The following is a 25,756-nucleotide window of genomic DNA, read 5'->3' as shown; positions in this document are numbered from 1 at the left end:
TTACTTACCTTTTTCTATTACTTTTTTGGACGATTCTAAGACGTCGGTAATGTTATCTTTCATCCACTTAGGATCCATCCACTCCTCGGGTCTTACGTCCACGCCCTGAACTACGATGCCAAAATGCAGATGATCTCCGAAAGCAAAACCGCTTGAGCCCGTCTGTGCTAGAATGTCGCCCGGCTTTACATCGCTGCCCACACTTAACTGCGTCGCCGAGCAGTGTCCGTAGATGCCGTATAATCCAAAGCCATAGTAAATTCCCAAATTTAATCCGAAAATTCCATTTTCCTGCGCAAAAACTACTTTGCCATAGTTGCTCTCTTTGATATCGGCGTTTGCAACGCTTGCTAGATCGAGCCCCATATGCCATGACTCGCTTACTTGTTCGTCGTTCATAAAAAATATCCGATGATCGGCAAAGCTTGCTACCGCTGCGCCTTTAGCAAGCGGATAAAAAGGCTTTAGCTCAAATCCATTTATTTTATCTTCGTGCACCGCGCTAGTAGCAGCGTGCAGATCGTCTCCGTTTTTCTTACGTAAAGTTTCATTTACGAATTTAAATTTCTCCAGATCGCTCATTGAGTTAAAATTCTGCGCGTATTGACTAGCCAGATCGCTTACCTTGCCGTTAATAAAACCAGAATTTAGCTTGATAGTAGAGACTTTGTATTTTTTGTCCTGATAAAAATACTTGATCTGCGAAATGCTTTCGTTGCCTGCACGATCGGTGGCGACCGCTTCTGCGCGAAATTCCTCTAAATTTGCAGGCCATGCTACGAGAGACGCATAATAACCCTCTTTTACGAAAGGAATCGCTTTAAAAATTTTGCCATAGTTGGTTTTGACATAGACTTCATTTAGGCGCTCGTCTTTAGCTGAGAATACAACTACAGCGCTACCACCTTTGGTGATTTTATAGGATTGATTGATGATATTTATGAGGGGCTTTTTGTCGTCTATTATTATATTTGCCGTTTTTACGCTCTTATTTCCTTGCGCAAAATTCCACGAGCTAATGTCATTTGCGAAAACTTCGAGCTTGTAGTTTTTATCTTTATTAAGCATCAAATTTTTAGGAAATTGCACGGCAAGCTCTAGCGTCGTTTGCGGAACGTTTAGCTCCTCATTTAGTAGAGGTATCGTGCTGGCTCCGTCGTTTAAGTTTACGCGGACAACCTTAATGCCGGTATCGTCTGAAATTTTAATCTTCAAGGGCGAGGTTAAATTCCAATAAATTTCATTTTCCAGCGCAATTTGCGGAGGATTTTTTTCAAATTTCGGCGAGGTGAAAATTCTAAAAATTCCATAAACCAAAGCGCATATTATAATAAGAAATATTAAAATTTTAAGCTTCGTTCCATTGCCATTTCTACGCATAAAAGAGCCTTTGATATGATTTTAGAGCGCGATTTTACAAGCTTAACTTAAATTATCGGTAAAGCGAGGTAAAATTTAACGCAAATGTTTAGCGATTTACAAGGCGATTTAAAATTTTAAATTCTAGCGATTTTAGAATCTCAAAATTTATGAGCTTTAAAATTCAGTGGCGCGCTAAATCCTATGCAGTGAAATTCCGCGCACAACAAAGCGGCGTTTATCGTCTATATCGTAATCTTTAAAATTTCAATATAGAATTTCTTTAAATTCTGCTAATTGCTTGTATTGACTTTTTTAAAACTCTTATGCCTAAAATTTTGCCATACGAATGAAATTCTAAACTATCTTGATAAATAAAATTCTAAAAAATTCAAAGCAAGCTACGCGTTTAAATTTCATCCTAAGCCGAGCAGAATCCCAATTAAATTTAGCTCAAACCGCCTACAATAGCTGCAAATAAGCGCTACACAAAAAGCTAAAATTGCGAGCATTATTAAATTTAAGGCGTGCGGTAGAAAATTCTACGCACGCCACAGCGTTCGCAAGTCGTCGCGTTTAATTAAATCTAGCACCGATACTAAATTCGAAGCTATTTGTGTCATCGTGCGGCTTTTTATTAAGCGGCTTAACGAAGTATAGTTGCAAAGGCCCCATCGGCGTCATCCACTCGATACCAGCACCCGTGCTGTAGCGCTCCTCTTCATTCCAGTCATGATCGCCGATCATTCCGTAGTCAAAAAACGTTACAAAGCGCATTTTAAGCCTATCTACCACCGGAAAGCTTAGCTCAAAGGAGTTATTGAAGCTCTGCATACCGCCTGTTTCGATATAGCGGCAATTATTTGCATTTAAGCAGATCTCTTTTTTCGGGATACTGCGACCTTCGTAGCCTCTAATGCTTTTCATTCCGCCTAGGAATAGTTTTTCGTTGATCGGGATCTTTTTATTACCTTCCCACATATAGCCCGTTGCAGCTTTGTATCTAAAGATAATGTCGTGATCGATATAATCTCGCAAGCCAAAGTAGTAGTTAAATGATCCTCGCGCCTTGGTGTAGTCCATATCGCCGCCAAGACCCGCGTATTCTAAGCTAGCACTTGCGATCATACCGCTTCTTGGTAAGTAATAATCATCGGTGCTGTTGTATGTAATAGACGGGATAATCGAGCTTTTTAAATTCTTACCATCTAGATAGCCTGCTTTGGCGTAATATTCGTTTAAGCCCTTAATCTCGCTTTTTTCTAGATAATATGTAAGGCTTACATCGGTATTGCGTCCGATCTTGCGACCGCCCGTGATTGAAAATCCGTAAGATTTCTCATCGTAGTCGTCCCAGTCGTAATCATTGGCGAAGATCGATCCGCCCAAGCTATACTCAGAATCAAACACTCTAGGATTGGTTAAGCTCAAACGTCCGCTTAACTGATCGTCGCTCTTTTCAACCGAGAATGCGCCGTGCAAGCCGGTGCCGAATACATTACGATCGCTGATACCACCGCTAAGTAAAATTCCATCCTCGCTGCCATATCCGATACCACCCGTGATAGAGCCCGTAGGAGCTTCTTTAACTGCGACTTCAAGATCGATCTGATCGTTAGAAACGCGGTTTTCTTTAATCTCCACCTCATCGAAATACCCCGTGCGTTTTAAAGAATTTAACGAATCGTTGTAGTCGGTTTTGCTATATAAATTTCCCTCGGTCAGATACATCTCGCGACGGATGACCTTATCCTCGGTCTTATCGTTACCCGAGATCGTTACGTTTCTAATATAGACTTTATCCTCCGGGATGACTTGATACGTGATAGCGACCGTGCGAGCTTCTTTGTCCTGCTTAGTCTTAGGCACGATGCGCACATAGGCGTATCCCTGATCGGCGACTAAAGTCTCTAGCGTATTCATATCGCGGCGCAAACGCTCGGAATTCATTGTATCACCCTTTTGAAGCTTAAAATCGTCCAGAACCTTTTCTTTATCAAGCTTGATTATATCTGCAGGATACTCGATATCTACGGAGCTTACGGTGTATTGCTCGCCCTCGCTGATATAGTAGGTAAGATCAGCAGTGTAATTATCCATATCGGCATTAAGTAGCGGCGCCGAAACCTGCGCGTCTAAGTAGCCTTTTTTATAATATTCTTCTTGAATTCTATTTGCGTCGTTAGGAAGCTCGGCGGTTTTTACCTTGCCATCGTTAAAGCCCCACATCCAGCCCAGCGTCTCGCGTTCTTTATTGGCGACGGATGGCTCAATATCGTCATAGTCGAGCTTGTCCGCGCCCACCAAATTTACCTTATCGATGATGATATTTTCGCCGCGATTTACCTCGATCGTTAGCAAGATGACAGATTTATCGTCGTTTATCGGCTTTGGATAAAATTCCACCACGGTGTCAAAAAAGCCCTTGACTTCGTAGTATTGCTTGATACGGGTCTCCGCTTTTTTAGCAGCCACCTCGTCGTAAACCTGACCCGGACGCAAGCCGATGAGCTCATTGATCTTGTCGCGGTCGTTGGTAACTACGTTTTTGATCTCGACCTTAGCGATAGTCGGTTTTTCGGTTACATTGATAGTGACCGCGCCGCCTTGTTCGCTGATATAAACGTCGCTGAAATAGCCCTGCTCAAATAGCTTTGAAATCGCAGCATTGGTGTTTTCTCCGTTAAGCTCATCGCCTACCTTAAGTCCTGAAATTTGCTGTGCGACCTGTGGAGAGAGATGCCTAAGACCTTCAAATTTAATGGATTTGATCTGCGCGGCGCACGCCACGGAAATCCCGCCTACTAAGAGTAAAAAAACGCTTTTTTTCATAAAATTTTACCTAAAAACGAAAATAATTTGCGTATAATACCACATTAAAATTAAAACTTGCATATATCAAAAAGGAATTTTATGAAGATAGGAATTATCGGCTTGGGTCTCATCGGCGGCTCTCTTGGGCTATGTCTAAAAAGCACCAAAATAATTAGCGCCGTCTATGGCTGCGACATCAGCCGTGAAAATGAAAAAGAAGCTCTGCGGCTCGGACTAGTGCATGAAATTTTAAGTCTGGAGCAGATGAAGCAAAGCTGCGACGCGATATTTCTTGCAATCCCCGTGGAGGCAATTATTGAGACGTTGCAAAAACTAAGCGACTGCAGAAGCGAGACGACGATCATCGATCTGGGAAGCACGAAATTTAAAATTTTGCAAAACTGCCCGCCGCAGATCAGACGAAATTTCATTGCGGCTCACCCAATGGCTGGTACCGAAAACTCCGGTCCGCAAGCGGCGTTTAAAGAGCTTTTAAACGGCGCAGTAGTCGTCATCTGTGACGATCACGGTGCGGACGAAGTGCATATCAAACGAGCGGTCGAAATTTTTTCGTTCGCGGGGATGAAGATCGTATTTATGGACGCAAAAAGCCACGATCACCACGTGGCGCTCATCTCGCACCTGCCCCACGCGATCAGCTATTCGCTCGTAAACAGCGTGCTAAAAGAGGAAAATCGCCGCAACATCATAAATTTAGCCGGCGGCAGCTTCTCGGGCATGAGCCGTATCGCCAAAAGCTCGCCGCAGATGTGGGTCGATATTTTCAAGCAAAACCGCACGAACCTACTGGGCGCGATCGATGCTTTTAAAAACGAGCTTGATCTTTGCGTGGGGATGATTCGTGACGAGCGCTGGGATGAGCTTGAGGCGTGGATGTATGAAGCGCGCAAACTAAGGGATATTATTTAAAATTTCAGCGCGACGGGTGCTTTAAGAACGCGCCTTAAATTCTAAAATTTCGCTTTCAAACAGCCTGCGCAAATTTAAATTTTAATACGTGCGAGCATGGATGCGAACTCAAAAATCTATGCATTCTTGCGTAAAAATTTTCTTTGAGGGAAACTCCAGCGCGCAAAGCCTCGCCTTCTCGCCCCAATGCTTTTTATAAACACAGCCCAGATCGATATTTGCGCTAAATTCCGTAATGACGGGCTTTTTCACCGGAGTATGCCCGTAGACGTTAAAAATCCCGTCATTTGCGCTATCGTCTCCGCGCCCGCTTAGCACGTGAGCGGCGAAGCTTTTCGCACGCTCTGCATCGTGTCTGATCCCCCACGCGCGACCCACTGCGGAGTGCGATACGACGAGCGCGCGACCGCTTTCATCACGCAAATCATACTCTAGGTAAATCGGCAGCCGCGAGACAAACCGCAGATGCTCCTTGCATTGCTTCACGCCTCCGTGACGATAATACGACGCTAGCGTCGCTTCACCGCCATTGTTAAACAGCCAGCTTTCGTCCAAGCTAAAAAATGCGTAAGGGTCGTTTGAGTTCGTAAATTTGCCCGTCTTTGCACACCTCAGAGCGGTTTTTGCGTTGCCCACAAAGCGCTTTTCGTGATTGCCCATCACCGCGTCATATCCGCGAGTGCTCACTAGCTCCACCACATCCGCGCTCGCAGGACCTCGATCGATCAGATCACCCACGAAGCAAATTTTACTATCAAATTTATGCGGCAGCTGTTCTATTAACGCCAAAAGCGATCTGTAGCAGCCATGCACATCACCGATGATGTAGATATTTTCCATAATTTCTCCTTAAATTTTAACGCCCTCGCCTTTTAACGCGCAGGCTATGATTATAGGCGGCAGGCGAGAATTTCGCGGCAAAGCTCTGCACTAAATTTTAAAATTTCGCGCGCTAGGACTTGGGCGGATAAATCTGCTTTAGGACCTCAGCTACGACAATCATAAAAAGAACGATAGATATTAATGCGCTAAGTAATGCGGAATAGAAGTCAACAAGGTTTGTATCCGAAATGCAAACAGCCGCAATTATTATCCCTAAATATGGCGATAGTATCCAAATCGCCACGATCGGCAAAAACAGATTTACGAAAAAATCCGCGAGCTTACCAAAATCCTTTAACTTTACGGCAAGCACCGCGCAAACCCCGCAAAAAGATATCCACAAAAATATGAAATATACGCACTTCTGCTGTAGCCATTCTATGGGATCGTCATCCCAGACGCTAGACGTGTCAAAAATCCGCCATACCACAAAATCGCCCAAGCTCGAAATATTCATCAAGCAAAAACTCATCGAAAATGCACAGGCTATAATTTTTAAAATAATCATCAGAGTTCCTAAAATTCTAAATTTAACTAAAAAATTCCTCGATTAGCCGAGTCGTTTCGCTCTCGGCGGCGACGTGGTTGATCTGCTCGCGAAAGCTTGCGGCGTTTTCGCGCCCCTTGGAGTATTCGTGCAGATGCTTGCGAAATATCGCTACGCCGCGCACGCCGTAATGGCTTAGCATTTGAGCGAAATGATAGAGCACGACCTCTTTTTTTAGTGCGTCGCTTGCCTGCTCGCCCGTTTTGATCTCGCGAAATATCCACGGCCTGCCGATTACCGCGCGACCGATCATCAGCGCATCTGCACCGCTAAGATCTCGCACTGCGGGCGCATTGGCGGAGTTTATGTCGCCGTTTGCGATCACTGGGATTTGCAGCACGCGCCCGGCTCTTGCGATCGCGCCGTAATCCACCGCCGCGCTGTATCCGCCCGCTCTGGTGCGCCCGTGAATCGCGATAAAATCGGCTCCTGCACTTTGTACGGCGCGCGCGATATTTTCGATATCCACGGCACTAAAGCCCAGCCGCACCTTCGCGCTCGTAAATTTTTTGTTCGAATACTTTTTTATAGTCTCAACCAAGCGTGATAGACGAGGCAGATCAAGCAGCAACGCCGAGCCAGCTCCCTGCTTTACGACCTTGGGGACGGGGCAGCCGCAGTTTAGATCGATGCCGTCGATGCCGTCAAATTTATTGATGAGCAAAACCGCCTTTTTGATAATTTCCGCATCGCTGCCTGCGATCTGCACGAAAAAAGGGGTTTCGGCGGCGTTTTTTTCGAGCATCTTTAGCGTCTTTTCGCCCTCGAAAACAAGGGCGTTTGCGCTTATCATCTCGCTTACGGTCGCGTCGCAGCCGAATTTTTTCACTACGCCCCGTAGCGGCGGATCCGAAAAGCCCGCCAAAGGCGCTAAAAATAGAGGGTCCTTTTTAAAAAAATCTTCCGTCATTTTAAATTTCTCATTTTGATTTCGTTTGAATTTAAACCTTTAAATTTAACGCCGCAGCGCTTGCAGCAGGTTTTGCCACGAGCTTTAAAATTTTAAATTTCATAGGCTACGTATTCGCATTTAGGCGCGAATTTTATTTTTAAGCTTAGCTAATTTGCATGGCGGCAAAACGGCAGCAAGGATGATCACCACCAAATTTTATTTGCGTGGCGATACGAAGCAAGCAGCTTGCAAAACGCCGCGCGGATTTTAAAATTTCAGCACTTTATTCAGCTAGCAAGTCTTGTGCTTTATGTTTAAATTTTAAATTTCATCGCGTAAATGCAAAATCCGTTTAAGCGCGCACTACGCAAGCAAATCTTTTAAATTTTACCGCTTGCGCGCATTGATCTTTCGATAAATTTTGAAATTTCAAATTTGCGCGAGTTAAAATTTTATCCGCATTTTAAAATTTATCGCGCAGGCTGTTTTTGATAGCCGCAAAGAGCCTAAAAGGTGACTTCCTTTATTCGCACAAAACGAACTCGTAAAATTACTGAGCTAAAATAACAGCGACGCAGGAACGTTTTTGCCGTTGTCACGCAAAAATAGCAGAATTTTAAACTTCTCAAACTCGTCGCCGTCGGCAAGGCTTAGCTGTTCTCTAAACTCGTCGATCATGCCAAGCTCATATAGCGCGTACAGATATGCCTCGGTCGCTTCTTGATTCTCGTTTTTGAGCCGCTCGAAAAAGGCTTTGTATTGCTCTGGAGCGAGATGATTTTTTAGCTTTTTGGCAAAGCCGATAAAATCCTGCTCGTTAAATTTTTCATTATTTACGAGATCGAAAAGCTCCTCGCTACTGATCTCAAAGCTCGCGTCATTCACCGCGCGATCCACTAAAATATTTACCTCGGCTATATCTTGAGGAATTTTATAGGCCTTGATCTTATCGTAGCTTCCTTTGGCAAGCGCTACGGCATAGGCTTTTTTAGTGATATTTTCGCTATAAACGCCCTTAGTTTTTAAAATTTCATACGCATACGCAGGCTCGGCGTCGAGGCGATTGAGCTCATTTTGCAAAAATAGTCCGTTATCTTTAGGGAGTTTATATTTTCGCAGATCCGCCACTTCGCCGTTTTTAACCTTCTCGATAACGCCTATGACCTCTTTTAGATCCTCATTTTTGACGTCTATGCCGGTGCTATCGTACCACGGAGATAAAATTTTAGTAAGCTCACTCGGGTCTTTAAAATACTCGGTTTTAAAGTCTTTATTGGTATCAAGACCCAGCAAAACCTCTTTACTCATCGCATCGTATGCGCTTAGATCCTTTGCGATCGCCCTTTTTGTACGGTAAAACGCAAAGCTATGAAAAACGATATGAAAAATCGCCAAAATCATATATAAAATTAACGGCAGCACGATCCACACTGCCACAGGAAGCGTAAGCGTAAAACCGAAAAGCCCCAGCGTATAGCTACTGCTTTGCTGCGTAAAAACTAAAATCGCGACGATTGCGATATAGACGATCGAATATAAAAAGAATTGCTTGGTTTTCATAGCTAACTCCTATTTTGCTTTTCCGCCTGTTCCTTGCACGAAATGCACAATCTCGCCTCCGGATTTACCTTAAGACGCTCTAAGCTTATCTGCTCGCCGCAGCTCTCGCAAAGCCCATAAGTGCCGTTTTCGATGCGTTTAAGCGCGCTTTCGATCTCTAAAAACGCCTTTTGTTGATTAACATTGAGCGAGTATTCGATGCTTAAATCCGTATTCATACTCGCTACGTCAAAATCATCCGCAGCTTTATTTTCGCGCAATTCCGAAATTTCATTTACAGAGCTATTGATATTGGCGATGAGTTGCTCTCTTTTTTCTTCTAGAATTTTCTTGTAAAATTTCAACTCGTTTTTCTTCATTACTTCCCTTTATTTGTGATATGGATGGTTTGCGTTAATGCACAGTGCACGAAAAATTTGCTCAAAAAGCAAAAGTTTAGCGATTTTATGCGCTAACGTAAGCCTGCTAAGACTGATTATTTTATCGGCTTTTGCCTTAAAATTTTCACTAAGCCCATAAGCGCCGCCGATGAAAAACGACACGGCGCTTTTATCCTTTAGCATACTCGCAAATTCCACGCTGTCTAGTGCCTGCCCGCGCTCATCCAGAGCTACGACGTATCCGCTAAGGCGTGGTAGATAAGCTTCATCATACGCCCTAAGAGCGAGCTCGCGGGACGCTGCTTGGGCGCGAGCGATATTAGCATTAAAAAACGTCTCATCTCGCACCGCGGCAAATTTAGCCGCCATTTTTTTATAATCGCTTATCGCGCCTGCGAACTCGTCCGCGCCCTTTTGGATGGAATTTACCGTTATCTGCACTACTCTTCGCTTCCCTCTTCGTGTAGCGACTTATCGCTCGTGTCGTCAATCTGCACGGCGTTTTTGCTAAGCACGTTGATTATATCGCTTAGATACTGCCTCATCTCGGCTCTAGGCACGATCGCATCAATTAATCCATGCTCGAGCAGAAATTCCGATCTCTGAAAGCCTTCCGGCAGATCTGCGCCTATAGTTTGCTTGATGACGCGCTGCCCGGCAAAGCCGATGAGAGCGCCGGGCTCTGCGATGATGATATCTCCAAGCCACGCAAAGGACGCGCTTACGCCGCCCATCGTAGGATCGGTAAGAACGGAGATGAAAGGAATTTTATGCTCGGATAAAATTTTAAGCGCGGCGGAGGTTTTGCTCATTTGCATCAGCGAAAAGGTGCTTTCTTGCATCCTTGCGCCTCCACTTGCGCTTACGATGATTAGCGGCTCGTTTTTATCCAGACTGCGTTTTACGGCACGCACGATCTTCTCGCCCTCTACAGAACCCAGGCTTCCGCCCATAAAGTTAAAATCAAACACCACGAGCTGAATTTTTTGGCGACTTATAGCGCCCTCGCCCGCGATCACCGCGCTAAACCTGCCCGTTTTTTCCTTGCTCTCGGAGATGCGCTTTTTGTAGGATTTTTTATCGACGAATTTTAGCGGATCGACGGGCTGCAAATTTTGATCGTACTCCACGAACGAGCCCTCGTCGCAGATCAGATCGATGCGAGCCTGCGCGTCAAAACGAAGGTGATAGTTACACTTGGGGCAAACGCTATGATTTTGCTCGACCTCTTTGCTATACATCAGCGCACCGCATCCCGGGCACTTTATCCAGTGCGTAGGAGCTTCGCTCGGCGCAGGTTGCGTCCTGCGTATTTTTGAAAATAGATCTCCAAAATTCATATGATTTCCTTTAAATTCTATGAAATGAAACTTCTGATTATAACCTAAAATTCTTTATTTAAATTTATATGTGAATTTCGATAAAATAGGAAAATGCAAGGATTTATATTAAAAACGACCAAGGTTAGGGATGAGGACTGCATCGTAGACGTGCTAAGCGAAAGTGCGCTCGTACGTGCGTACCGCTTTTACGGCGCGCGCCATTCAAACATCATCCAGGGCTATAAAATCGACTTTGAGCTCTCGCAAAATCAAAACTTCCTCCCTCGTCTTAGCGGAGTAATGCATCTGGGATACGCGTGGCTTGGAAACCGCGAGAAGCTCTTGTTTTGGCAGCAATTTATGCGACTTTTACACGCGCATCTAAAAGATGCCGAGCATCTGGATAAATTCTATTACGAGCTGCTAAGCCGGGCTGCTGCGCGCTTTGGCAAACAAAATCCGCGCCGCATAATCGTAGAAAGCTACGCTGAAATTTTAAAATTTGAGGGGCGATTGCACGACGAGCCATATTGTTTTTTATGCGATGAGGAAATTTTAGAAAATATCGCGCTATGCCGCGGCTTTTTGCCTGCGCACGAGCATTGCGCGCAAAGAGCGGGCTTTGCGCAGGATGAAATTTTAGAATTTTTACGAAGCAAAAAGACGCTAAATTTAAACGACGAAACAGTAGGATATCTTTACGACATTGTAGCAGAGGGATTTTAATCTCAAAAAAAGCAAACTAGTACGGAATTTTAAAATTTAAACTTTCTAAATTCTATCTTTTCATTAAAGATCGACATCGTGCGTTGCAGGTTGCTTATATCTTTTTGCATCGTCTGCATAAAATAATCTCTTAGCTGCAGATATTCCTCTTTATTTGCCATCAAGATATTTAGTATCTCGACCTCTGCATTTTCCTTATAAATAACACTTCTCACATTTTTCGTAAAAAAAATCTCATTTTTTACTCTTAAGTGAAAAATGAGAAAATTTTAGGGGGGCATAATTAATTCAATAATTCATAATCAAAAGCTCCTTACTGTTCTTTCGCTCTGCTGCGTTATTGAGGCTATAGCTAATCTTTAGCTCTTTCATATTAAAGCCCTTATAAAGCTCTCGCACTAGCTCGCAATCGTTGTAACTAAGCATAAATTTGCCCTTGATACTTCGTAAAATTTCAGCCAAGCTTTCGTGATCTTGCCTGCTAAATCCATCTGCCGTTTTGTAATAATTTTCGGTGCCGACATACGGAGGATCTAAGTAAAAAAGGCTATCCTCGCCGTCATACTCTTTGATGAGCTTTTCGTAACTCAGATTCTCAATCGTAGCGCGCTTAAGCCTGCGCGAATAAACGCAAAAATCCCTATATATATTCTTAGCGCTGCGGCCTTTTGGCATAGCGAAGTGATCGCCCTTTGCGCCGAAGCTTGCCGCAATTTGGAAGTAGAAAAACGTCGCCGCTTCTATCTTATTGCGCGGTTTAATGGTTCTGTGCTTGATAGCATAAAAGATCTCTCTGCTTCTTAAGAGCCCGTTAATACACGAGTTTAAGCTCTGCGGTCTAGTTTGGATTATTCGGTGTAGGTTTATGAGGTCGCCGTTTATATCGTTTAAAATTTCAATTTTACTTGGCTCCTTTCGGTAAAAAACCGATAGGGCCCCGCCGAATACCTCAATATATTTTTGATGTGGAGCCATTAGGGGTATGATCTGCGCCGCTAGCTTGCTCTTGCCGCCTATCCAGGCAAAGGGAGCGTGGAGGGGTTTATTTACCCCCCCCCCCCCCATTTTTGGGGTATTATTTATATCTTTTAAAACGCTCATTTCTACCTCTCTATCTCATTTTTTATTTTCACGATGAATTCTTGCCCCTTGACGGTGGCGAGTAGTGCGCTCAAAGCCGCACGGGAGTCTTTCACTCCGTGCGTGCCCAAAGATGAACCCAGTAGCACGCAACCCTCGGTATTGCTTCCGGTATTGCCGGCGTGGATCAGAATGCAGCGGCTTTTAGGCACCTGCTCGTTATATAGCAGCGGCAGACGAGCTCTAAATTTCGAGCTCTCGTGCCAGGCTATTTGATACTGCCCTTGCGGTATGCGTCTATCCATGCCGCTCTGCGTGGTATCAGGGCCCGCAGGCTCGCAGGTATAACCCTTTAGCACCTCTCTTTCGCCATCGCGCAATACGAAGCGCCCTAGCGTCATATCATCAATCTCTTTAAATCTAACGATTTCTAAGACCATTTTTTATTCCTTTACCCTTCAAATTCTATCTCTACACTGTAATTTTCAACACTCAATTTATGCGATACGGACTTTATGGTAAATTCGCTTTTTTCAAGCCCTAAAGCGTCTTTAAATTTCAGCTTTCCCCCGGCTACTATATTTGCGCCCAAAGTCTCACACCTGCCACTAATGCCGCCTCGTTGAAGCTCGTTTAATTTAGCCTCGCCGTGCTTAAAAGCCTCATTATCGCTTTTTGGCTCAGGAATTTGCATTTTATAAACCTGCTCGCCTTTGCCTACTTTAATACTTTTAGTTTTTCCGCTTGAGATATCTTGCCACTCTAAAATTACCGCAGTGTAGCTATTTCGATTTGCTTCCGTAATTTCAAGGGAGCTTAGATCGGTTAGATTTATACTGAATTCGGGTAGGTTATTATTTTTTGACGTCCCGCTTGTTTGAGTCTCATCACCCTTTGCTTCTTTGGGAGTTACGATCACAGTATCATTTTTAATAAATGCTTTATAGCCCAGTTTAAAACAAAGCGTGTAGAGGAATTCTATATCGCTGATCCCGTCTTGTAGCTCAGACATAACAGGCTGATCGGCTCCAGTAGTTTTTAAGTTTAGATTATTTTGTTCGGCTATTTTGCCTGCGATCGCAAAAACTGAAGTATTTTCCCAGCTACATCGCTTTTTATCCTTTTGGGGGCTGGCAAAATTTACAGCGGTTGCGCGCACTTCGGTTGTTTTAGCTTTATAGTCCCTACTTACCGTTTGTACGCTGAAAGAGCCGCAAAAATAAAGCCCGCTTTCTTGATTTGCGGATGAAAGATCATTCGCCCAACCAAGCCAAAGCTTTAATTTGTCGCCGAACGCAGGCTTGGCGTAGATCCCAAATACTTGAAAGCTTATCTCGTCGCTTTTGAATCCCTCTTTATCGTCGAAATTTAGGTTTAAAAGGTTTCTTTTGATGGCATCTGTGATGTTTTTGCCATTTGCTTCAAGCTTGAAACTCGGTTTTCTCACCATAGCTTTGCCTGCTCTTTCGTCGCTTTCTCAATTTCTGGCAACAATACGATATCCCCGGCCTTTAATATCGGATCTAGTTTAGCGTTTAGCTCCAAAACCTGCTCAAAATACTTCAAATGGCCGTAATATTTATAAACGACTTGATCTAGCCGTTCGCCATCTTTCGCTTTATATATCATAATCTCTTTTCAGCTCCATTGTGAAATTTTGTGTTAAAAATGCTCCGTTTGGCGTAAAAATAGCCCTCTTTTCACTGATTTTGATGATTGCGAACCTACCGAAATATCTACCGTTACCGCCTACCAAAGGATAACTTTGTCGTGTCGCCGCTAATATGTAAAGTGCCTTTAACGCATTTTGCCCGTCGTTTCTAAACGGCAATGTCTGTGCAGATACGCTAATAGTCTGACTTTCCAGCGCAGCGGATAATAAAGTCGGGTGATTTTCGATTCTATCTATCGATTCAATACTAAAATCAGTCTGCATGTCGATACCAAGTGTCTGCTTCCATTCAAATTTAAAGCCACCGATATTTAAGACCATTCTAACCCCTTACGTCCGTATTTTGGGAGTTAAGTTCGTCGCGCCTGAGAGCGTCTTGTACGCCGCGAGTAACTTGAGATTTAAAGCTTTGTAAATCAAATTTCCCGTCATTTGAATGCAGGTTGAAATTCCCGCTGAAATTTACATTCACTTCGCGACCATCCGCCGTTTTTAAAACAGCGGAGCGAGTTTGCCCGGCATAGGTTTTATTTATGTCCGCAAGTTCGCCTCTTGCGTTCTGCCCAAATAGATTAATCGCGCTTTTTTGCGGAGTATCCATATCCTCGCCGAAGCCAAAAAATTCCTTGACGCTACGTGCCATATCTTTCATCCAATTCACTTTCTCGCCTATCCAATCAAAAAAGCTGCCAAAAGTATTTTTCCAAAAATCTATTACCCAATCAAACGCAGCCGAAATACTTTTAGCGATATCGCTGAAAAAATCTGTAAGTGGAGAAAAAAAGGCTTTAATTGTCTCTACCGCGGCGCTAAATCTCGTCTCTATCCCGTCCCACGATCCGCTAAATAAAGCCTTTGCGCTATCCCAAACGGAGCTAAAAAAGTTAGCCACCGTGCTCCAGACCTTTTCAAACCAGGCTGCAATACTTTCCCAATACGGCTGAATTTTTTGCCAAAAGCCCATAAAGAAGGCTTTTACCTCATCCCAGTGCTCTATAATATATGCGGCGGCTATGCCGATACCGACCGCTATGGCGCCGATACCGGTACTGATTAGCGCGATACGAAGTATTTTTGCCCCTAATCCCGCAGCAGCAAATCCCGCCTTTAACGCAGCTAGTGCTTTGCTTAAAATTCCCGTAGTAAATGCATAGGCCTTACTTGCCGTATTCGCTATCCACGTAGCGGCGGCGGTGGCTTTAGTTTGTGCCGTAACGGCGATATACGCCAGGTTAAGCTTGAGAGTGGCTAACCACTTTAATCTAAAGACTTTAATTAAGAATGAAAAAGCCGTACCTAAAATACGAGCTTGATTGATTAAAATTCCAATACTCCAGCCCAAGATTCTAAACATCGGCGCAAGCGTAACGATTGCTAAAAACCCACCTACAATGCCAAAAATTACTTTTGAAAGTCTTGGGAATTCCTTTAAAAAATAACTTATAAATTTAGCTACTGCGCTAAAAAATGATGTAACGGTGTTTAGCACAGGTAAAAATGCATTTCCGATCTGAATACCGATAGCCGTCCATGCTCCCCTAAAACGTTTAAGTGCTGCGAGAGTGGTGTTTGCTTTATTTTGAAATTCCGTATCCGAGCTATTTTTAAATTTTGCTGGATCCGTAACATCGTTCATGGCTTTTTCGAGGGTATCCAAACCGCCGACTAACGTGGCGATATCGGTATCGTAATTATCGCCAAAAAGCGTATTAAGTATAGCTCCGCGCTTACTGTCCTCGATGTTTTTCACTGCGCGCAAAAAATCCATCATCATTTTTTTAGAATCCGTCTTCATCCCGGCTTGGATAAAATCCACATCAAACCCTAGCTCGGCAAGAGCCTTTTTCTCTTTCTCGCTCGAAGTTGAGATATTTCCTAATGTTTTCATCAGCTTATTGGCCGCGTTAGATGCAGTTTCGGGCACTTTTCCGAGCGAAATAAATGCCGAGCCCAAAGCAACGGTTTGCTCTTTTGTAAGTCCGATTTGTTTTCCTTGGGCACCGATTCGTTTCATCACGTCGACAAGCTCGCCAGCCTTTGCTGGATTCGAATTTGAAAGCCCGTTTATGACATCCATCAGATCTTTTGTACCGCTAAGATCCAAATTTAAAATATTTTTGATCTTTCCAATGCTCTCTCCGGCGCTATCCGCAGACATATCAAAAGCGGTCGCAACTTTTGCTACCATCTGCGTAAAATCCAAAAGCTCATCTTTTGAAATACCCATTTGGCCGCCTGCAGCAGCAATTTGGGTAAGCTCTTTCGCGGTAAGCGGTATTATCTGAGTTAGCCTTAAAAGCTCATTTGAAAACGCCTCTTTTTCGGCTTCATCCTTGAAATCCACTACCTTTTTGATATCTGCGAATGCATCCTCGTAATCTATCGCAAGTTTTAACGGCAGCCCGAAAGAGCCGACGGCCGCTAGCCTGCTTTGAAAATGTGAAAATTCACCTAGAATTTTATCCTGGTTGATACCGATCTTCTCTTTAAAGGACTTGATTTTGGATATTTTTTGATTTAGCTCCGTTACGTCCCGCCCCGCTTTTTTTAGGCTTTCTGAAAGGGCGTTTAGCCTTTTCACATCGCCGCTAAGTACGGAAAAACCTTTGGTAATCAGCGATATTGAAATTCCGATTTGCGTGCTATCCATTTTCTTTTTTTACTCCTTGTTTTAGCAAAGTCAAGCCTGCGGGTGGAAATTATACTGCTCTCGTCCACCTGATTTTAGGATTTTCAGTCGGTCTTGAATTTTTTACTTGTAAATGCTAAAATCATAATATGAAAACGAAAGCATCATATCAGACCGACATAATAGCCGCTGCTTTGGGCGTCTCTGCCGTAATAGGCGGTATCTTATATGCCACAGCAGATGTAAATCCTTTTGCCGTAATTTTTATTTCTGTCACAATCGCCTCTATTTACGACGCTTTAAAAACTAATTAAAGCTACCCGCACTAGCCTTTAAAATTTCTTGCGAAATTTTCAAAAATCTGTGGTACTCATTAACATTCAGATCCATTATTTCGCTGAATGAAAAATGAAGTACATGCGCAACCAAAGCCACACCTTCAAAGGTGTGGGCTATGCTAAAAAAGCGGCCACCTCTTTGATGATTAGCGAACAGTCTTTTGCTTGTAGCTCGTCAAGCTCATCCAAACTAAGGCACGTAAGTGTTGATGAGAGTTTAAAAACGATGTCGGCATCGTTTCCGCCGCTACCGTTCATCGCGAAGCGTAGATCTTTACCTTTTGGGTGACGGATTTTTATCTCCCTACCATCACTAAGTGCTATTACGGTATACTGGTTGCCGTTTTCTTCAACGACATTTGATTTTGCTTTTGCCATTTTTTTCTCCTTTAAAATTATTCGCCCAAATTCGACCTGACGCTTGCCATGTAATCTATCCCGCTAATGCGACATATCATATTTTCGACATCAATTAGCACCATCGGCACACTATCGACATTAATGTCAACGAAATTTGCTGCTAGTTTGATTGTTATCTCCATTTCATTACCGCTTTCAAACTCCTTGACTTCATAACTCGTGATATCGCCCGTAAAAGCGGCGCTAAAAGGCACGGGGCCATCCTTTCCACTTTGGTGGATAGACGCCTTAAAAAGAAACGGGATGCGGCTTGTAAAGCTATTAAGGCCAATCGCGGCAAGCATATTCTTATCGAGTACGGAGATCGTAAACTCAACCTCCATCGGTTTGATTATACCTGCCGAATAATTTGCGCTTATCGCACCTTTCGCCTCTATCGTTTCAAACTCGATCATAGGGATTTTAAGTTTTTTAGTGACCCCTAAATAACCTTGTCCGTTAATAAAAACGTTTCCTTCCTGGATTGCCTGAGGTACTTGTCTTCTAAGCATTTTTATCTCCTTAATTTTTCTTATTGGTTTTGTTATGCATTAAGCGAATCCATTAATGCTTTGCCATAAGAATCGACATAGATAAAATCTAATGTCAATTGCTTAACTATCGGATTGTTCTGCATTCTGACGTCAAGATAAAATTTACCTGCCGTGATATTTGCAAGGGTGTTCTTTGCGCTCCAGCTAAGCTCATACCCGAGCAGTACTCTAGCTCCTACGAGAGCCCGCAGTAGCTCATCTACGCTTCTTTTTGCGTGATAGAGTTGATCGGCTTTGCGATCTATCGCGAAAAATACCCCCCTTTGACAAGCCTGCGAGATACGATCAAAAATGCGCACCCTGGCAAGATCCTGCCAAATGCTATCGACATCGCTAGTCTCTCCACCCCAAGCCCTGAAGCCTTGTTCGCGAATGACCGTGCTGATATGAGCCGCCCTAAGCTCATCTGCCGTGCAGGTTTCCCCCGGCTCGAAGTCTACGTCTATTGCCGTGCCGCTGATACCACCCATCACCCTGTTGGAATAGCTATCGGAGTACCCGAATTCGCTAAGACCGTCCACATAGGCGATCATTCCGGCAATACGAGCGCTTTGCGGGCTCATAACGTAGCCGTTTGTTTCATCATCCCAAATTTTGACATAGGGGTATGCCGCAATCAGCCGTGCCGTGCCAAAATCTTTCATCTTTGCGATAGCCTCATTTGCGGCGCTTGCCTTGAGATCGACGATACCGGTGGCTTTGAGCCTTGTGGCCATAGCTTCGAGTGCTGCTTTGATTGCGTCCTCACCGCTATATTCGGGGGCGATTAGCAAATTTGGACGATAGCCGGTGGCGGACTTCGCATTTTTGAAAGCTTCTATCGCAGCCTTGCAAGCCGTGATATCATCGCTATCGTCATTATTATCGGTACGGCTAAAAACCGATAGGATGATCTGCGTTTGCACGCTTTGATCGCTGATGGCTTTCAGTGCGCGATAGATCGAGCCTTTTTTAAATTGCTCGCTTGCCTTCTTTTTTGCCTCGTAAATTTCCTCGAGTGCGGTGATCGCCTTGTCTGTCGTCATGTAAAAATGTAGGCCGTTTCCCAGCACCTCTTCATATCCTGCGATCCCGATGGGCGTAGTACTTTCTACGCTTATCGGCCTTGCCGCCTCTGCCGAAACGGTTATGTTTACTCCAAATTTTGCAGCCATCTTTCTTACTCCTTTGTTTGATTTCTCGGGCGAGCCAAGCCCGCCCTGCGAGCGGGAGTGCAGGCACTCCCTGCACCCACCTAAAGTTACAGCGGGCTATCGCCCGCACCTTTCATCGGTTTAAAATTTTGATATCAAATATATGGCGGTAAACGCCAAGTCCTGCATTGCACCGTAAAAGAGCTCCTGCCTAGCCCATGCCGTGTTTACCTCAAATTTCTTGAGCCTAAATTTGAAATGCGTGCGGTATCCCAGCTCACAAGCAAGCGGGAAGCCTGCTGCGAGTAGCACGGCTAGAAGCGGCGCGCCGTAAAGACCCGCAAAGACTAGCGGCACGAATACCGGCAGCCACCAAAGTAGCCCGCGCAGAAAGAGGCAAAGCCTGCAATACGCCAGCCAATGAGTTTTGGGCTCGAAAAGCCTAGCGGCGCCGCGCTCGATGAGCCTATTTTCGCGCTCATCTTTGAATCCGCTATGCGTGATGAGCGCACCGACCCATACGCCCCAGCCGAAGCTCTCACCAAGAATGTATCCTAGTCCGCAGAGTATTGATGCATATATGTTTTTTGTAGATAAATAGATTATGGCTGCTAGGTAGATTGCATTTACCTTAGCAAAGTAGTTGTAGCTCCCGCGTAGTCTATTTAGCAGCCAAAACATAGCTTTACTTGTCCTCTGGTCGTGTCTTAACTACGTCAGCGAATTCGTCTCCGCTTAAGTACCAGAAAGGCTTTTTACCGTCTGCATACTGCATCTTAGCGAAGTCGTCTGGATGAGTAGCTAGATGAGCAAATACGCGAAGTATGTTCATCATATTGCTTTTGTCCCACTGGTCGCATTTTCTTGCACGTAAAAAGATGATGAAAGGGCAAGCAATGATGCCAACTACTAACGATAGTACTGTAATGATTACGTAGCTCATTATAAGGTCTCCTGTACTGTATCTGCAAATACGATTTTTTCGATATCTGCGCTGTTTTTTGCTTTACTGATTTTAGCTTCGTAGATTGTTTTAAGGGCATTGAGTCCTGTAATTGCTCTCTGCAAAGCTTTCTTAATTTTCTTGATGTCTTCTACTCCGCTAACCTTAGCCATTTTACCGTTAGCTAGAGGATATGCTCGTACTGCTAAGTCGTCTGATGTGTCTATAATAGCTTGTATCTGTACGAGTGCTTTGTACCCACCCTCGACTACTCCGAAGTCTTTGATATTGACTTTGAAGTTTTCAGTCATATTCTTGTACCATTCGTTAAGAGCTGCTGTCTTGCCCTCTTTTAGTTGGTCGATTGATGGAGCTAATTTTTCTTGTAGCTCCTCCTCTGTAAGCTCTTTAAGTCCCTCTGCATAGCCTAAAGCTATTTGCTCGTCGTCGTATGCGTAGACGTCATTGTTTTTTAAGAAGTATCTCATTGTTTTGTCCTTTCGTTATCGTAGTTCGTGGCATCTGTAATAGTTTTCACTGCCAGGAGTTGGAACATTGTCTTTTACCTTATAAGTTGACCCTACAGGTACTATTACTGTGCAGGAAGTCTGTGTGGCGGTACCCCCCATAATCACTCCTCTATCTGCTCCGTCTATTTCTATGACAGAACTTCCTCCACCGTTTCCGTTGTAGTCAGTAGCACATACAAGAATTGGACGTCCTGTTGTATTAGTATAAATAACGCCCTTTAGCCTCTGGCTTGTAACCTCTTGCCAAGTTTGACCTACTCCGAGAGGGTTTAGACAAGTCCAAGAATGCCATATGGTATTGCTCTTGTTTGTCCTATACCATACAAGCGGTATATGTTCACTGTCTATATAGGTCATTGTTTGTTTTATCCAGTTTTGGTCTACTCTTTCCACTATTACTGAAGAGTGTCTAATTTTTGACCAAGTAGCGGGAGGAGTTCCAGTAGTCCTATCTTCTACTGTCCTATAAATACCTGTCTTTGTTGTAAAATCATCTAGATTATTTAGGATGGGCATATTGTCCACCCCGCCCAAGCCATAGTCCCCAATTTTTAGGAATTTTTCATCGGTTTGGGTTTTTGAGTAGCTATCTGTGACATTTCGTTTTGTAGCAAGGGCGGTATCCATACTGCTTTTATTGTTTTTGATCTGCTCTTTTAGGTATCTCGTGCGGTTTGCCAGCTGCTTAGCTTGCTTGTTGCTTATGCCGTCTATTCCGCCTACTACCGGATCGGTTACTTCGAGCTGATATATCCCTTCTTCCCAGGTTTTTTCTTCTTTGATATTAGCCATTGTATGCTCCATAGTTGAATTGCTCGTTATATTTTATTTGCCCGTTATATGTGATTTGGCTAGCCTGATGCTCGATCAGAGCTAGCACACACTTTGCGGGCGCCGCCGCTTTTGCCGCGGTCGCTATCGCCGCCGCCCTACTCTTTGAAAGAGGAACGCTGCTTATGATGCTATATTCGGCCCAATGCGAGTTTGAGCCGTAAAATCTGCTTCTATCATGTTTTATAGAGCCGTCATATTTCTGCCCTAAATTTCCCTCTACTATGATCGCTCCGCTATCGATCGCATTCACCGCCTTTTTGACTGCGTAAAAGGTGCCTGAATAATAATGAATTTTAAAGGCCTCTTTAATAAGCAGCCTTGCGCCAGTCTCATTTAGCCCATCTATATTTATGTCCAGGCTATCTGCCAAAATCCCAAGAAGCGAAGCGGGGCAACTATCCGCCAAGGTGTTTATCACTCCTATATCAAGCCCTGCTAAGCTGAGGCCAAAAAGATCGTCGAGCTTCTTGTCAAATTTTGGCTTTCCGCTTGGTAAAATACTCATAATACGGCCTTTGCAAAGCTTAGTTCAAATTTGATTTTCACAAAACTATCTACGTCCGCTTTTATGTCGGCGGCGGGTTGTTTTAGATTTACCCGATACACCCCCTCGCGGTGCAGAGTAGAATAGATATAGCTTAGATTTAGATCCTCGCCGAGGCTTAGACTGGTCCTGCCGGCTTCGATTTCGCTTTGAATACTAGCCTGCAAAAGCATATCTTTTAGCTCAAGTTCGGCTTTTATTACGGCATTAATAATTTTGGCATTCTCTACGACTACGGTATCGCAAAGCGGCCGCACCCGCTCGCCGCCTATATAGCTTTGCACGCTCACTCTCGTCTCTTCGCTCATATCGGCAGTTTTTAGATAGAGCTTCACAATACCGGGTCCTCCGTTTATCACGCTCACTTCCTCCACTTTGGCGTTGGCACTCAGAGCGTGATAGATATAGGCTTTCCTGCTTCCCGCCGTAGAAAATCGCTCCAGCGAAAGCACGGCGCGATCGCGCAGTCTCTCGTCGCTCTCTTCATCTGCACCGCCTTCAAAGCGCGATGTTTGGCGCGCTTTAAGCACGAATGAAAAAGGCGTTTGGATGAGCTCGCATTTTAGATCGCTTTGTTTGACGAAGGTCTGTAGGACACTATGGCCTGTACCCTTTAGCTGCCCCGCTGCGATCGTGATGTCATCTTTGATAGCGGCAAGCTCGCCGGAGCTTGCGCACAAGATAGTGCCTTTTGGGATTAGTACGTCCGAATCGCGCGCCATACTCAAGGTGAATTCTACTTCCGCTACGGGTCTTTCGCCCTTTTTGCGTGCAATTCCATACATCGCAACGATATTGTCAAGATCAGCCCCTTGCGCGAAAGGTAGCAGCATAGATTTTACGGTGCTATTGATGCGAGCTCTTAAAAACAGCTCGCGGTAAGCTAACGTTTCAAGCAGAGCCGAAAAACGGTCGCTCTCAAGCAAAGCGATCTCGTCATCGTTTAAATGACCTTTAAAAAGCCCTTTAACGGCTTTTAAAATTTCATCGTAGCTAAGCTGTTCGATGACGTTTGGATAGGGCAAATTTTTTAAAAAGCTCATATTTCCACTCCGATCTCTTTGCCGTTAGTAAGCAAAATTTTAAAGCTTAGCTTGTGATCTCTCAACGATATTAATTTGACTTCGTCGATCTGCACCCGTTTTTCCCATCTTTGCACCGCTTCGATGACAAAGTAGCTAAGATCGGCTCTAAACTCATCATTGACCCGCCTATCTATCAGCTCAAAAAGGCGGCTGCCGTACTGCGGCAGCATTACCCTAGAGCCGATAGGGGTAGAAAGTATATCTTTTATGCTATCTTCAATGCTTATTAGGTATTTGCTCATCTCAATCCCTCGCTACTCCGCCGTTGGTATGGCTAGAAAGTGAGCCTCTGCCGTCGCTTATATCTCCGCTTGTCTTAAGCGATCCTGTGATATTTAGATCTCCGTTGATAGAAAAGCTACCACTACCCCCGTCGCTTCCTGCGGTAGAGATTGAGCCTTGAATGAGCGTATTTCCCAAAAGCTTGATATTGCCGCTTTGTATGGTAGTATCATCCGCTTTTACGTTTACGCTTTTTGCGTTCAAGCTTGCGTTTTCGCAGGTGATATTGATCTGCTTCGGGCTTGAAATTTCAAGAGTGGAGCTAGCCGTATCATACGAAAAGCTTACCCCATCCTCAAAACTTGCGTGGATCTTCTTATCGGTCGCGGCTGCTCGATGGGCGCTCTGATAGATACCGCGCAGGATCACGCCTACGTTGAGCTCACCTCGTACCGGCAGCACAAGCACCTGCTCGCCCACTCGGATCGGAGCAAAGCCCGTGGCGAAAGAATTGGCAAAAGGCTGAAATACGGGCAAAAAATCGGTCACGAGTAGACCGATCGCAACCCTTGCGCGATCCCCGCTTACTTCGCTTACGATGCCAATCTCATTTAGATTATTGCTCATATTGTTCGTCCTTGTTTCTATCATCTAGATCAAATTTATTTCTTATAAATCCGACCGCTAAATCTAAAATCCCGCTGCCTTTAAAAGCGCCAATCCCGCAGATCGCAAGGCTAAGGCGCATATCTTTGCAGAAAAAGAAAGATATCTCATAAACGATGTATGCGCTAAAACAGCCGTCCAATACTCGTTTGATAAAATTACCCGCGCCACGCTCGCCATACTTCAAAAAGGCCGTTACGCTGCCCGCAACGCCTGCAGCTAATATATAGAGCAGATACTCCATGACTCATACTCTAAAGGTTTTATATAGCAATGTAGGCGAAAAAAGAGCGCCTGCAATACCTATACAAAGCGACCAAAGAAGGAGTACTAAATTTTCGCTTCGTATAAAGTTGTCAAAGACTACGTAAAGCTCAAGGTTAAATACCACCAAGACAAAAGCTCTAAGCAGACAAATCAAAGCTTTCATTACTCGCTCCTTGTGCAGTCTTTGGCTATCTCTTCGCATTTTAAAAAATACCTCACAAGCTCTTTATGCGCTTCAAAGTTGCCGTTTGCCGCAGGTTTAAGCGGCATTTTCAGATTGCAGCGCACAGGCACATAGACTTGCTTTATCTGTGGTTCCTTTGTGCTGCAACCAAATAGACAAAGCACGCTAAAAAGCGCTATCAAGAAGTTTTTTATATGCATTTAATTGTGCCTCACAACTTTTATCTTTGACATAAATTTTAGAAACGCTTTGGATCTTATCCTCGTTGCGGCGGCTTGCGTTCACCTCAAGGGATTTGATCGCGGCGTTTTGCAAGCTTAGATTTAGCTCGCATTGCTGCAACTTCGCCTTTAGCCCTGCATTTTCGGTGCTTAGCTGCGAAACATCGCTTTTAAGGCTTAAAATCTCGGCTCCGCACAATACCGCTATTACCGCGAAAGCCGCCAGTATAAATTTAATGTTTAGCAAGAAGCCCATTTAACACCTTCTTCGCTCTGTTTGGAGTCTGCTGCGCCCAAAGGCTGCGAAGCCCGTTTGTGATAGCCTTTTCATATTCGCCCATGCGGATATGATGAAGCGTCGTAACGAATTTTTGCACTTTCACAACACCCATCTGATAGCACATCTCTATCACTACGTCCTGCACGTTTTGCGGTTTGTCTTGAAGCCAGGCAAAGGCTTCAAATACCCTAGGCTTTAACTTTTTTAATTTCAGCTCTAAAATTTGATCCGCCGCCTCGCGGCTCATCGGCTCTACTTTTCCGCCGTTTAGCGCTAGTTCGTTCTTGCTAAGAGCTGCGACCAAAAAGCCGTAACCGATAGTCTTGTAGCCCCTTGTGTCCTCATAAATTTCACCGCAAAAGCCTTCGTTTTCTTTGATGTTTGCGATTAGGCTCATTCTTCGCTCCTTTGCTCGTCTAAAACTTTTGCGGCAATAAATCTCATTTTTTACCTTTGTTCTTTTTGGCGGCAGCCTCATCAGGCGCAGTCTTTTCCGCCTGCCCTGCCTGCGATTCGGACTCGGTAGGCTGCTGCCCCGCGACTTCAGACGAGGCCTTATCAATATCCGGTTGCAGCTCTTGCGCTGCTCCTTCCGCCTGAGGCTCGTCCGTTTGGGTTTTATCCAGCTCTAAAGACTCTGCCTGCTCTATCGCACCCACGCTTAGATACTCCGCGGCAACCTCTCCCCCTAGCTCCACATATTCACCCTCGCGGACGAAATTTCCGCCCGCGCAGATGTTTTTTAGTGCAAAATATTTCATAT

34 protein-coding genes are annotated in these 25,756 nt (G+C 44.4%); 3 read left to right on the top strand and 31 right to left on the bottom strand.

Annotated elements, in window-relative coordinates:
* A complete protein-coding gene (gene pgp6, locus CGRAC_RS03250; protein ID WP_005872411.1) occupies window positions 1-1,380 on the bottom strand; it encodes a peptidoglycan metallopeptidase Pgp6 in 1,380 nt (459 codons plus the stop codon).
* A gap of 555 nt (window positions 1,381-1,935) precedes the next feature.
* Window positions 1,936-4,191: an outer membrane protein assembly factor BamA gene (bamA, locus tag CGRAC_RS03245; RefSeq protein ID WP_050346307.1), complete on the bottom strand. Its 2,256-nt coding sequence runs from the start codon at window positions 4,189-4,191 to the stop codon at window positions 1,936-1,938.
* Between the two features lie 81 nt (window positions 4,192-4,272).
* On the opposite strand from bamA, the gene CGRAC_RS03240 reads away from it, so the two are divergent.
* Entirely contained in the window at window positions 4,273-5,103 is an 831-nt protein-coding gene (locus CGRAC_RS03240) for a prephenate dehydrogenase (RefSeq protein ID WP_005872417.1), read from the top strand.
* Between the two features lie 108 nt (window positions 5,104-5,211).
* Here CGRAC_RS03240 and CGRAC_RS03235 read toward each other — a convergent pair whose 3' ends face one another.
* Complete coding sequence (locus CGRAC_RS03235) at window positions 5,212-5,943, bottom strand: metallophosphoesterase (RefSeq protein WP_005872418.1); 732 nt, start codon at window positions 5,941-5,943, stop codon at window positions 5,212-5,214.
* Between the two features lie 230 nt (window positions 5,944-6,173).
* On the opposite strand from CGRAC_RS03235, the gene CGRAC_RS11775 reads away from it, so the two are divergent.
* Window positions 6,174-6,539 (top strand): hypothetical protein, encoded by a 366-nt coding sequence (locus tag CGRAC_RS11775; protein ID WP_005872419.1) that lies wholly within the window; start codon window positions 6,174-6,176, stop codon window positions 6,537-6,539.
* Here the strand turns inward: CGRAC_RS11775 and CGRAC_RS03225 are convergent.
* From CGRAC_RS03225 to accD, 5 genes are all read right to left on the bottom strand, one after another.
* The gene (locus CGRAC_RS03225) at window positions 6,516-7,442 is read right to left on the bottom strand and encodes a tRNA dihydrouridine synthase (protein WP_005872420.1); all 927 of its coding nucleotides are present in this window, start codon (window positions 7,440-7,442) and stop codon (window positions 6,516-6,518) included. The two genes, CGRAC_RS11775 and CGRAC_RS03225, sit on opposite strands and share 24 nt — an antisense overlap.
* Before the next feature lie 540 nt (window positions 7,443-7,982).
* Window positions 7,983-8,984 carry a hypothetical protein gene (locus CGRAC_RS03220; protein ID WP_005872422.1) on the bottom strand — a complete coding sequence of 334 codons (1,002 nt, stop codon included), beginning with the start codon at window positions 8,982-8,984 and terminating at the stop codon, window positions 7,983-7,985.
* A 2-nt stretch (window positions 8,985-8,986) separates the two neighbouring features.
* Window positions 8,987-9,343, bottom strand: a complete 357-nt coding sequence (dksA, locus tag CGRAC_RS03215; RefSeq protein ID WP_005872423.1) for an RNA polymerase-binding protein DksA — start codon at window positions 9,341-9,343, stop codon at window positions 8,987-8,989.
* Between the two features lie 9 nt (window positions 9,344-9,352).
* A complete protein-coding gene (locus CGRAC_RS03210; RefSeq protein WP_005872424.1) occupies window positions 9,353-9,805 on the bottom strand; it encodes a 23S rRNA (pseudouridine(1915)-N(3))-methyltransferase RlmH in 453 nt (150 codons plus the stop codon).
* Window positions 9,805-10,704 (bottom strand): acetyl-CoA carboxylase, carboxyltransferase subunit beta, encoded by a 900-nt coding sequence (gene accD, locus CGRAC_RS03205; RefSeq protein WP_005872426.1) that lies wholly within the window; start codon window positions 10,702-10,704, stop codon window positions 9,805-9,807. Before accD ends, CGRAC_RS03210 begins: the two co-directional genes overlap by 1 nt.
* A 93-nt stretch (window positions 10,705-10,797) precedes the next feature.
* On the opposite strand from accD, the gene recO reads away from it, so the two are divergent.
* Window positions 10,798-11,412: a recombination protein RecO gene (gene recO, locus CGRAC_RS03200; protein WP_005872429.1), complete on the top strand. Its 615-nt coding sequence runs from the start codon at window positions 10,798-10,800 to the stop codon at window positions 11,410-11,412.
* A gap of 29 nt (window positions 11,413-11,441) precedes the next feature.
* On the opposite strand, the gene CGRAC_RS11770 is transcribed toward recO, so the two are convergent.
* The 23 genes from CGRAC_RS11770 to CGRAC_RS03090 all read right to left on the bottom strand — a co-directional run bounded on the left by CGRAC_RS11770 (window position 11,442) and on the right by CGRAC_RS03090 (window position 25,754).
* Window positions 11,442-11,627 carry a hypothetical protein gene (locus tag CGRAC_RS11770; RefSeq protein ID WP_005872432.1) on the bottom strand — a complete coding sequence of 62 codons (186 nt, stop codon included), beginning with the start codon at window positions 11,625-11,627 and terminating at the stop codon, window positions 11,442-11,444.
* 73 nt (window positions 11,628-11,700) lie between these two features.
* Entirely contained in the window at window positions 11,701-12,477 is a 777-nt protein-coding gene (locus tag CGRAC_RS03195) for a DNA adenine methylase (protein WP_236842383.1), read from the bottom strand.
* Between the two features lie 38 nt (window positions 12,478-12,515).
* Complete coding sequence (locus CGRAC_RS03190) at window positions 12,516-12,932, bottom strand: DUF5675 family protein (protein ID WP_005872436.1); 417 nt, start codon at window positions 12,930-12,932, stop codon at window positions 12,516-12,518.
* Window positions 12,933-12,943: 11 nt separating this feature from the next.
* A complete protein-coding gene (locus tag CGRAC_RS03185; protein WP_005872438.1) occupies window positions 12,944-13,942 on the bottom strand; it encodes a phage late control D family protein in 999 nt (332 codons plus the stop codon).
* Window positions 13,936-14,121 (bottom strand): tail protein X, encoded by a 186-nt coding sequence (locus CGRAC_RS03180; RefSeq protein WP_005872440.1) that lies wholly within the window; start codon window positions 14,119-14,121, stop codon window positions 13,936-13,938. Before CGRAC_RS03180 ends, CGRAC_RS03185 begins: the two co-directional genes overlap by 7 nt.
* Window positions 14,111-14,485 carry a phage tail protein gene (locus CGRAC_RS03175; RefSeq protein ID WP_040304114.1) on the bottom strand — a complete coding sequence of 125 codons (375 nt, stop codon included), beginning with the start codon at window positions 14,483-14,485 and terminating at the stop codon, window positions 14,111-14,113. The genes CGRAC_RS03180 and CGRAC_RS03175 overlap by 11 nt, the downstream gene beginning before the upstream one ends.
* Window position 14,486: 1 nt before the next feature.
* On the bottom strand, window positions 14,487-16,814 hold the full coding sequence (locus CGRAC_RS03170) for a phage tail tape measure protein (RefSeq protein WP_005872445.1): 2,328 nt from the start codon (window positions 16,812-16,814) through the stop codon (window positions 14,487-14,489).
* A 285-nt stretch (window positions 16,815-17,099) separates the two neighbouring features.
* A complete protein-coding gene (locus tag CGRAC_RS12695; RefSeq protein WP_005872449.1) occupies window positions 17,100-17,222 on the bottom strand; it encodes a hypothetical protein in 123 nt (40 codons plus the stop codon).
* Window positions 17,223-17,245: 23 nt separating this feature from the next.
* Complete coding sequence (locus CGRAC_RS03165; RefSeq protein WP_005872452.1) at window positions 17,246-17,509, bottom strand: phage tail assembly protein; 264 nt, start codon at window positions 17,507-17,509, stop codon at window positions 17,246-17,248.
* A 17-nt stretch (window positions 17,510-17,526) separates the two neighbouring features.
* Window positions 17,527-18,042 carry a phage major tail tube protein gene (locus CGRAC_RS03160; protein WP_005872454.1) on the bottom strand — a complete coding sequence of 172 codons (516 nt, stop codon included), beginning with the start codon at window positions 18,040-18,042 and terminating at the stop codon, window positions 17,527-17,529.
* A 32-nt stretch (window positions 18,043-18,074) separates the two neighbouring features.
* A complete protein-coding gene (locus CGRAC_RS03155) occupies window positions 18,075-19,238 on the bottom strand; it encodes a phage tail sheath family protein (protein WP_005872461.1) in 1,164 nt (387 codons plus the stop codon).
* Between the two features lie 120 nt (window positions 19,239-19,358).
* Entirely contained in the window at window positions 19,359-19,898 is a 540-nt protein-coding gene (locus tag CGRAC_RS03150) for a hypothetical protein (protein ID WP_005872463.1), read from the bottom strand.
* A 261-nt stretch (window positions 19,899-20,159) separates the two neighbouring features.
* Window positions 20,160-20,648 carry a hypothetical protein gene (locus tag CGRAC_RS03140; protein ID WP_005872465.1) on the bottom strand — a complete coding sequence of 163 codons (489 nt, stop codon included), beginning with the start codon at window positions 20,646-20,648 and terminating at the stop codon, window positions 20,160-20,162.
* A 15-nt stretch (window positions 20,649-20,663) separates the two neighbouring features.
* On the bottom strand, window positions 20,664-21,482 hold the full coding sequence (locus tag CGRAC_RS12280; RefSeq protein ID WP_050346305.1) for a hypothetical protein: 819 nt from the start codon (window positions 21,480-21,482) through the stop codon (window positions 20,664-20,666).
* Entirely contained in the window at window positions 21,475-22,029 is a 555-nt protein-coding gene (locus CGRAC_RS03130) for a phage tail protein (protein ID WP_005872469.1), read from the bottom strand. Before CGRAC_RS03130 ends, CGRAC_RS12280 begins: the two co-directional genes overlap by 8 nt.
* Window positions 22,026-23,111, bottom strand: coding sequence for a baseplate J/gp47 family protein (locus CGRAC_RS03125; RefSeq protein ID WP_005872471.1), 1,086 nt, complete (start codon window positions 23,109-23,111; stop codon window positions 22,026-22,028). The genes CGRAC_RS03130 and CGRAC_RS03125 overlap by 4 nt, the downstream gene beginning before the upstream one ends.
* On the bottom strand, window positions 23,108-23,395 hold the full coding sequence (locus CGRAC_RS03120; RefSeq protein ID WP_005872473.1) for a GPW/gp25 family protein: 288 nt from the start codon (window positions 23,393-23,395) through the stop codon (window positions 23,108-23,110). Before CGRAC_RS03120 ends, CGRAC_RS03125 begins: the two co-directional genes overlap by 4 nt.
* 1 nt (window position 23,396) lies before the next feature.
* Entirely contained in the window at window positions 23,397-24,002 is a 606-nt protein-coding gene (locus CGRAC_RS03115; RefSeq protein ID WP_005872475.1) for a phage baseplate assembly protein V, read from the bottom strand.
* Entirely contained in the window at window positions 23,992-24,285 is a 294-nt protein-coding gene (locus tag CGRAC_RS03110) for a hypothetical protein (protein WP_005872476.1), read from the bottom strand. Before CGRAC_RS03110 ends, CGRAC_RS03115 begins: the two co-directional genes overlap by 11 nt.
* Before the next feature lie 185 nt (window positions 24,286-24,470).
* Window positions 24,471-24,692: a hypothetical protein gene (locus tag CGRAC_RS11310; protein WP_005872480.1), complete on the bottom strand. Its 222-nt coding sequence runs from the start codon at window positions 24,690-24,692 to the stop codon at window positions 24,471-24,473.
* Window positions 24,658-24,969 (bottom strand): hypothetical protein, encoded by a 312-nt coding sequence (locus CGRAC_RS03100; RefSeq protein WP_005872482.1) that lies wholly within the window; start codon window positions 24,967-24,969, stop codon window positions 24,658-24,660. Before CGRAC_RS03100 ends, CGRAC_RS11310 begins: the two co-directional genes overlap by 35 nt.
* On the bottom strand, window positions 24,947-25,390 hold the full coding sequence (locus CGRAC_RS03095) for a glycoside hydrolase family protein (protein ID WP_005872484.1): 444 nt from the start codon (window positions 25,388-25,390) through the stop codon (window positions 24,947-24,949). Before CGRAC_RS03095 ends, CGRAC_RS03100 begins: the two co-directional genes overlap by 23 nt.
* Before the next feature lie 43 nt (window positions 25,391-25,433).
* Window positions 25,434-25,754, bottom strand: a complete 321-nt coding sequence (locus CGRAC_RS03090) for a hypothetical protein (protein ID WP_005872486.1) — start codon at window positions 25,752-25,754, stop codon at window positions 25,434-25,436.
* Window positions 25,755-25,756: the final 2 nt, after the last annotated feature.

The organism is Campylobacter gracilis (assembly GCF_001190745.1).
Taxonomy (GTDB): Bacteria; Campylobacterota; Campylobacteria; order Campylobacterales; family Campylobacteraceae; genus Campylobacter_B; species Campylobacter_B gracilis.
Note: the sequence above shows the minus strand (reverse complement) of the source record. Positions and strands in the feature narration are given on the sequence as shown.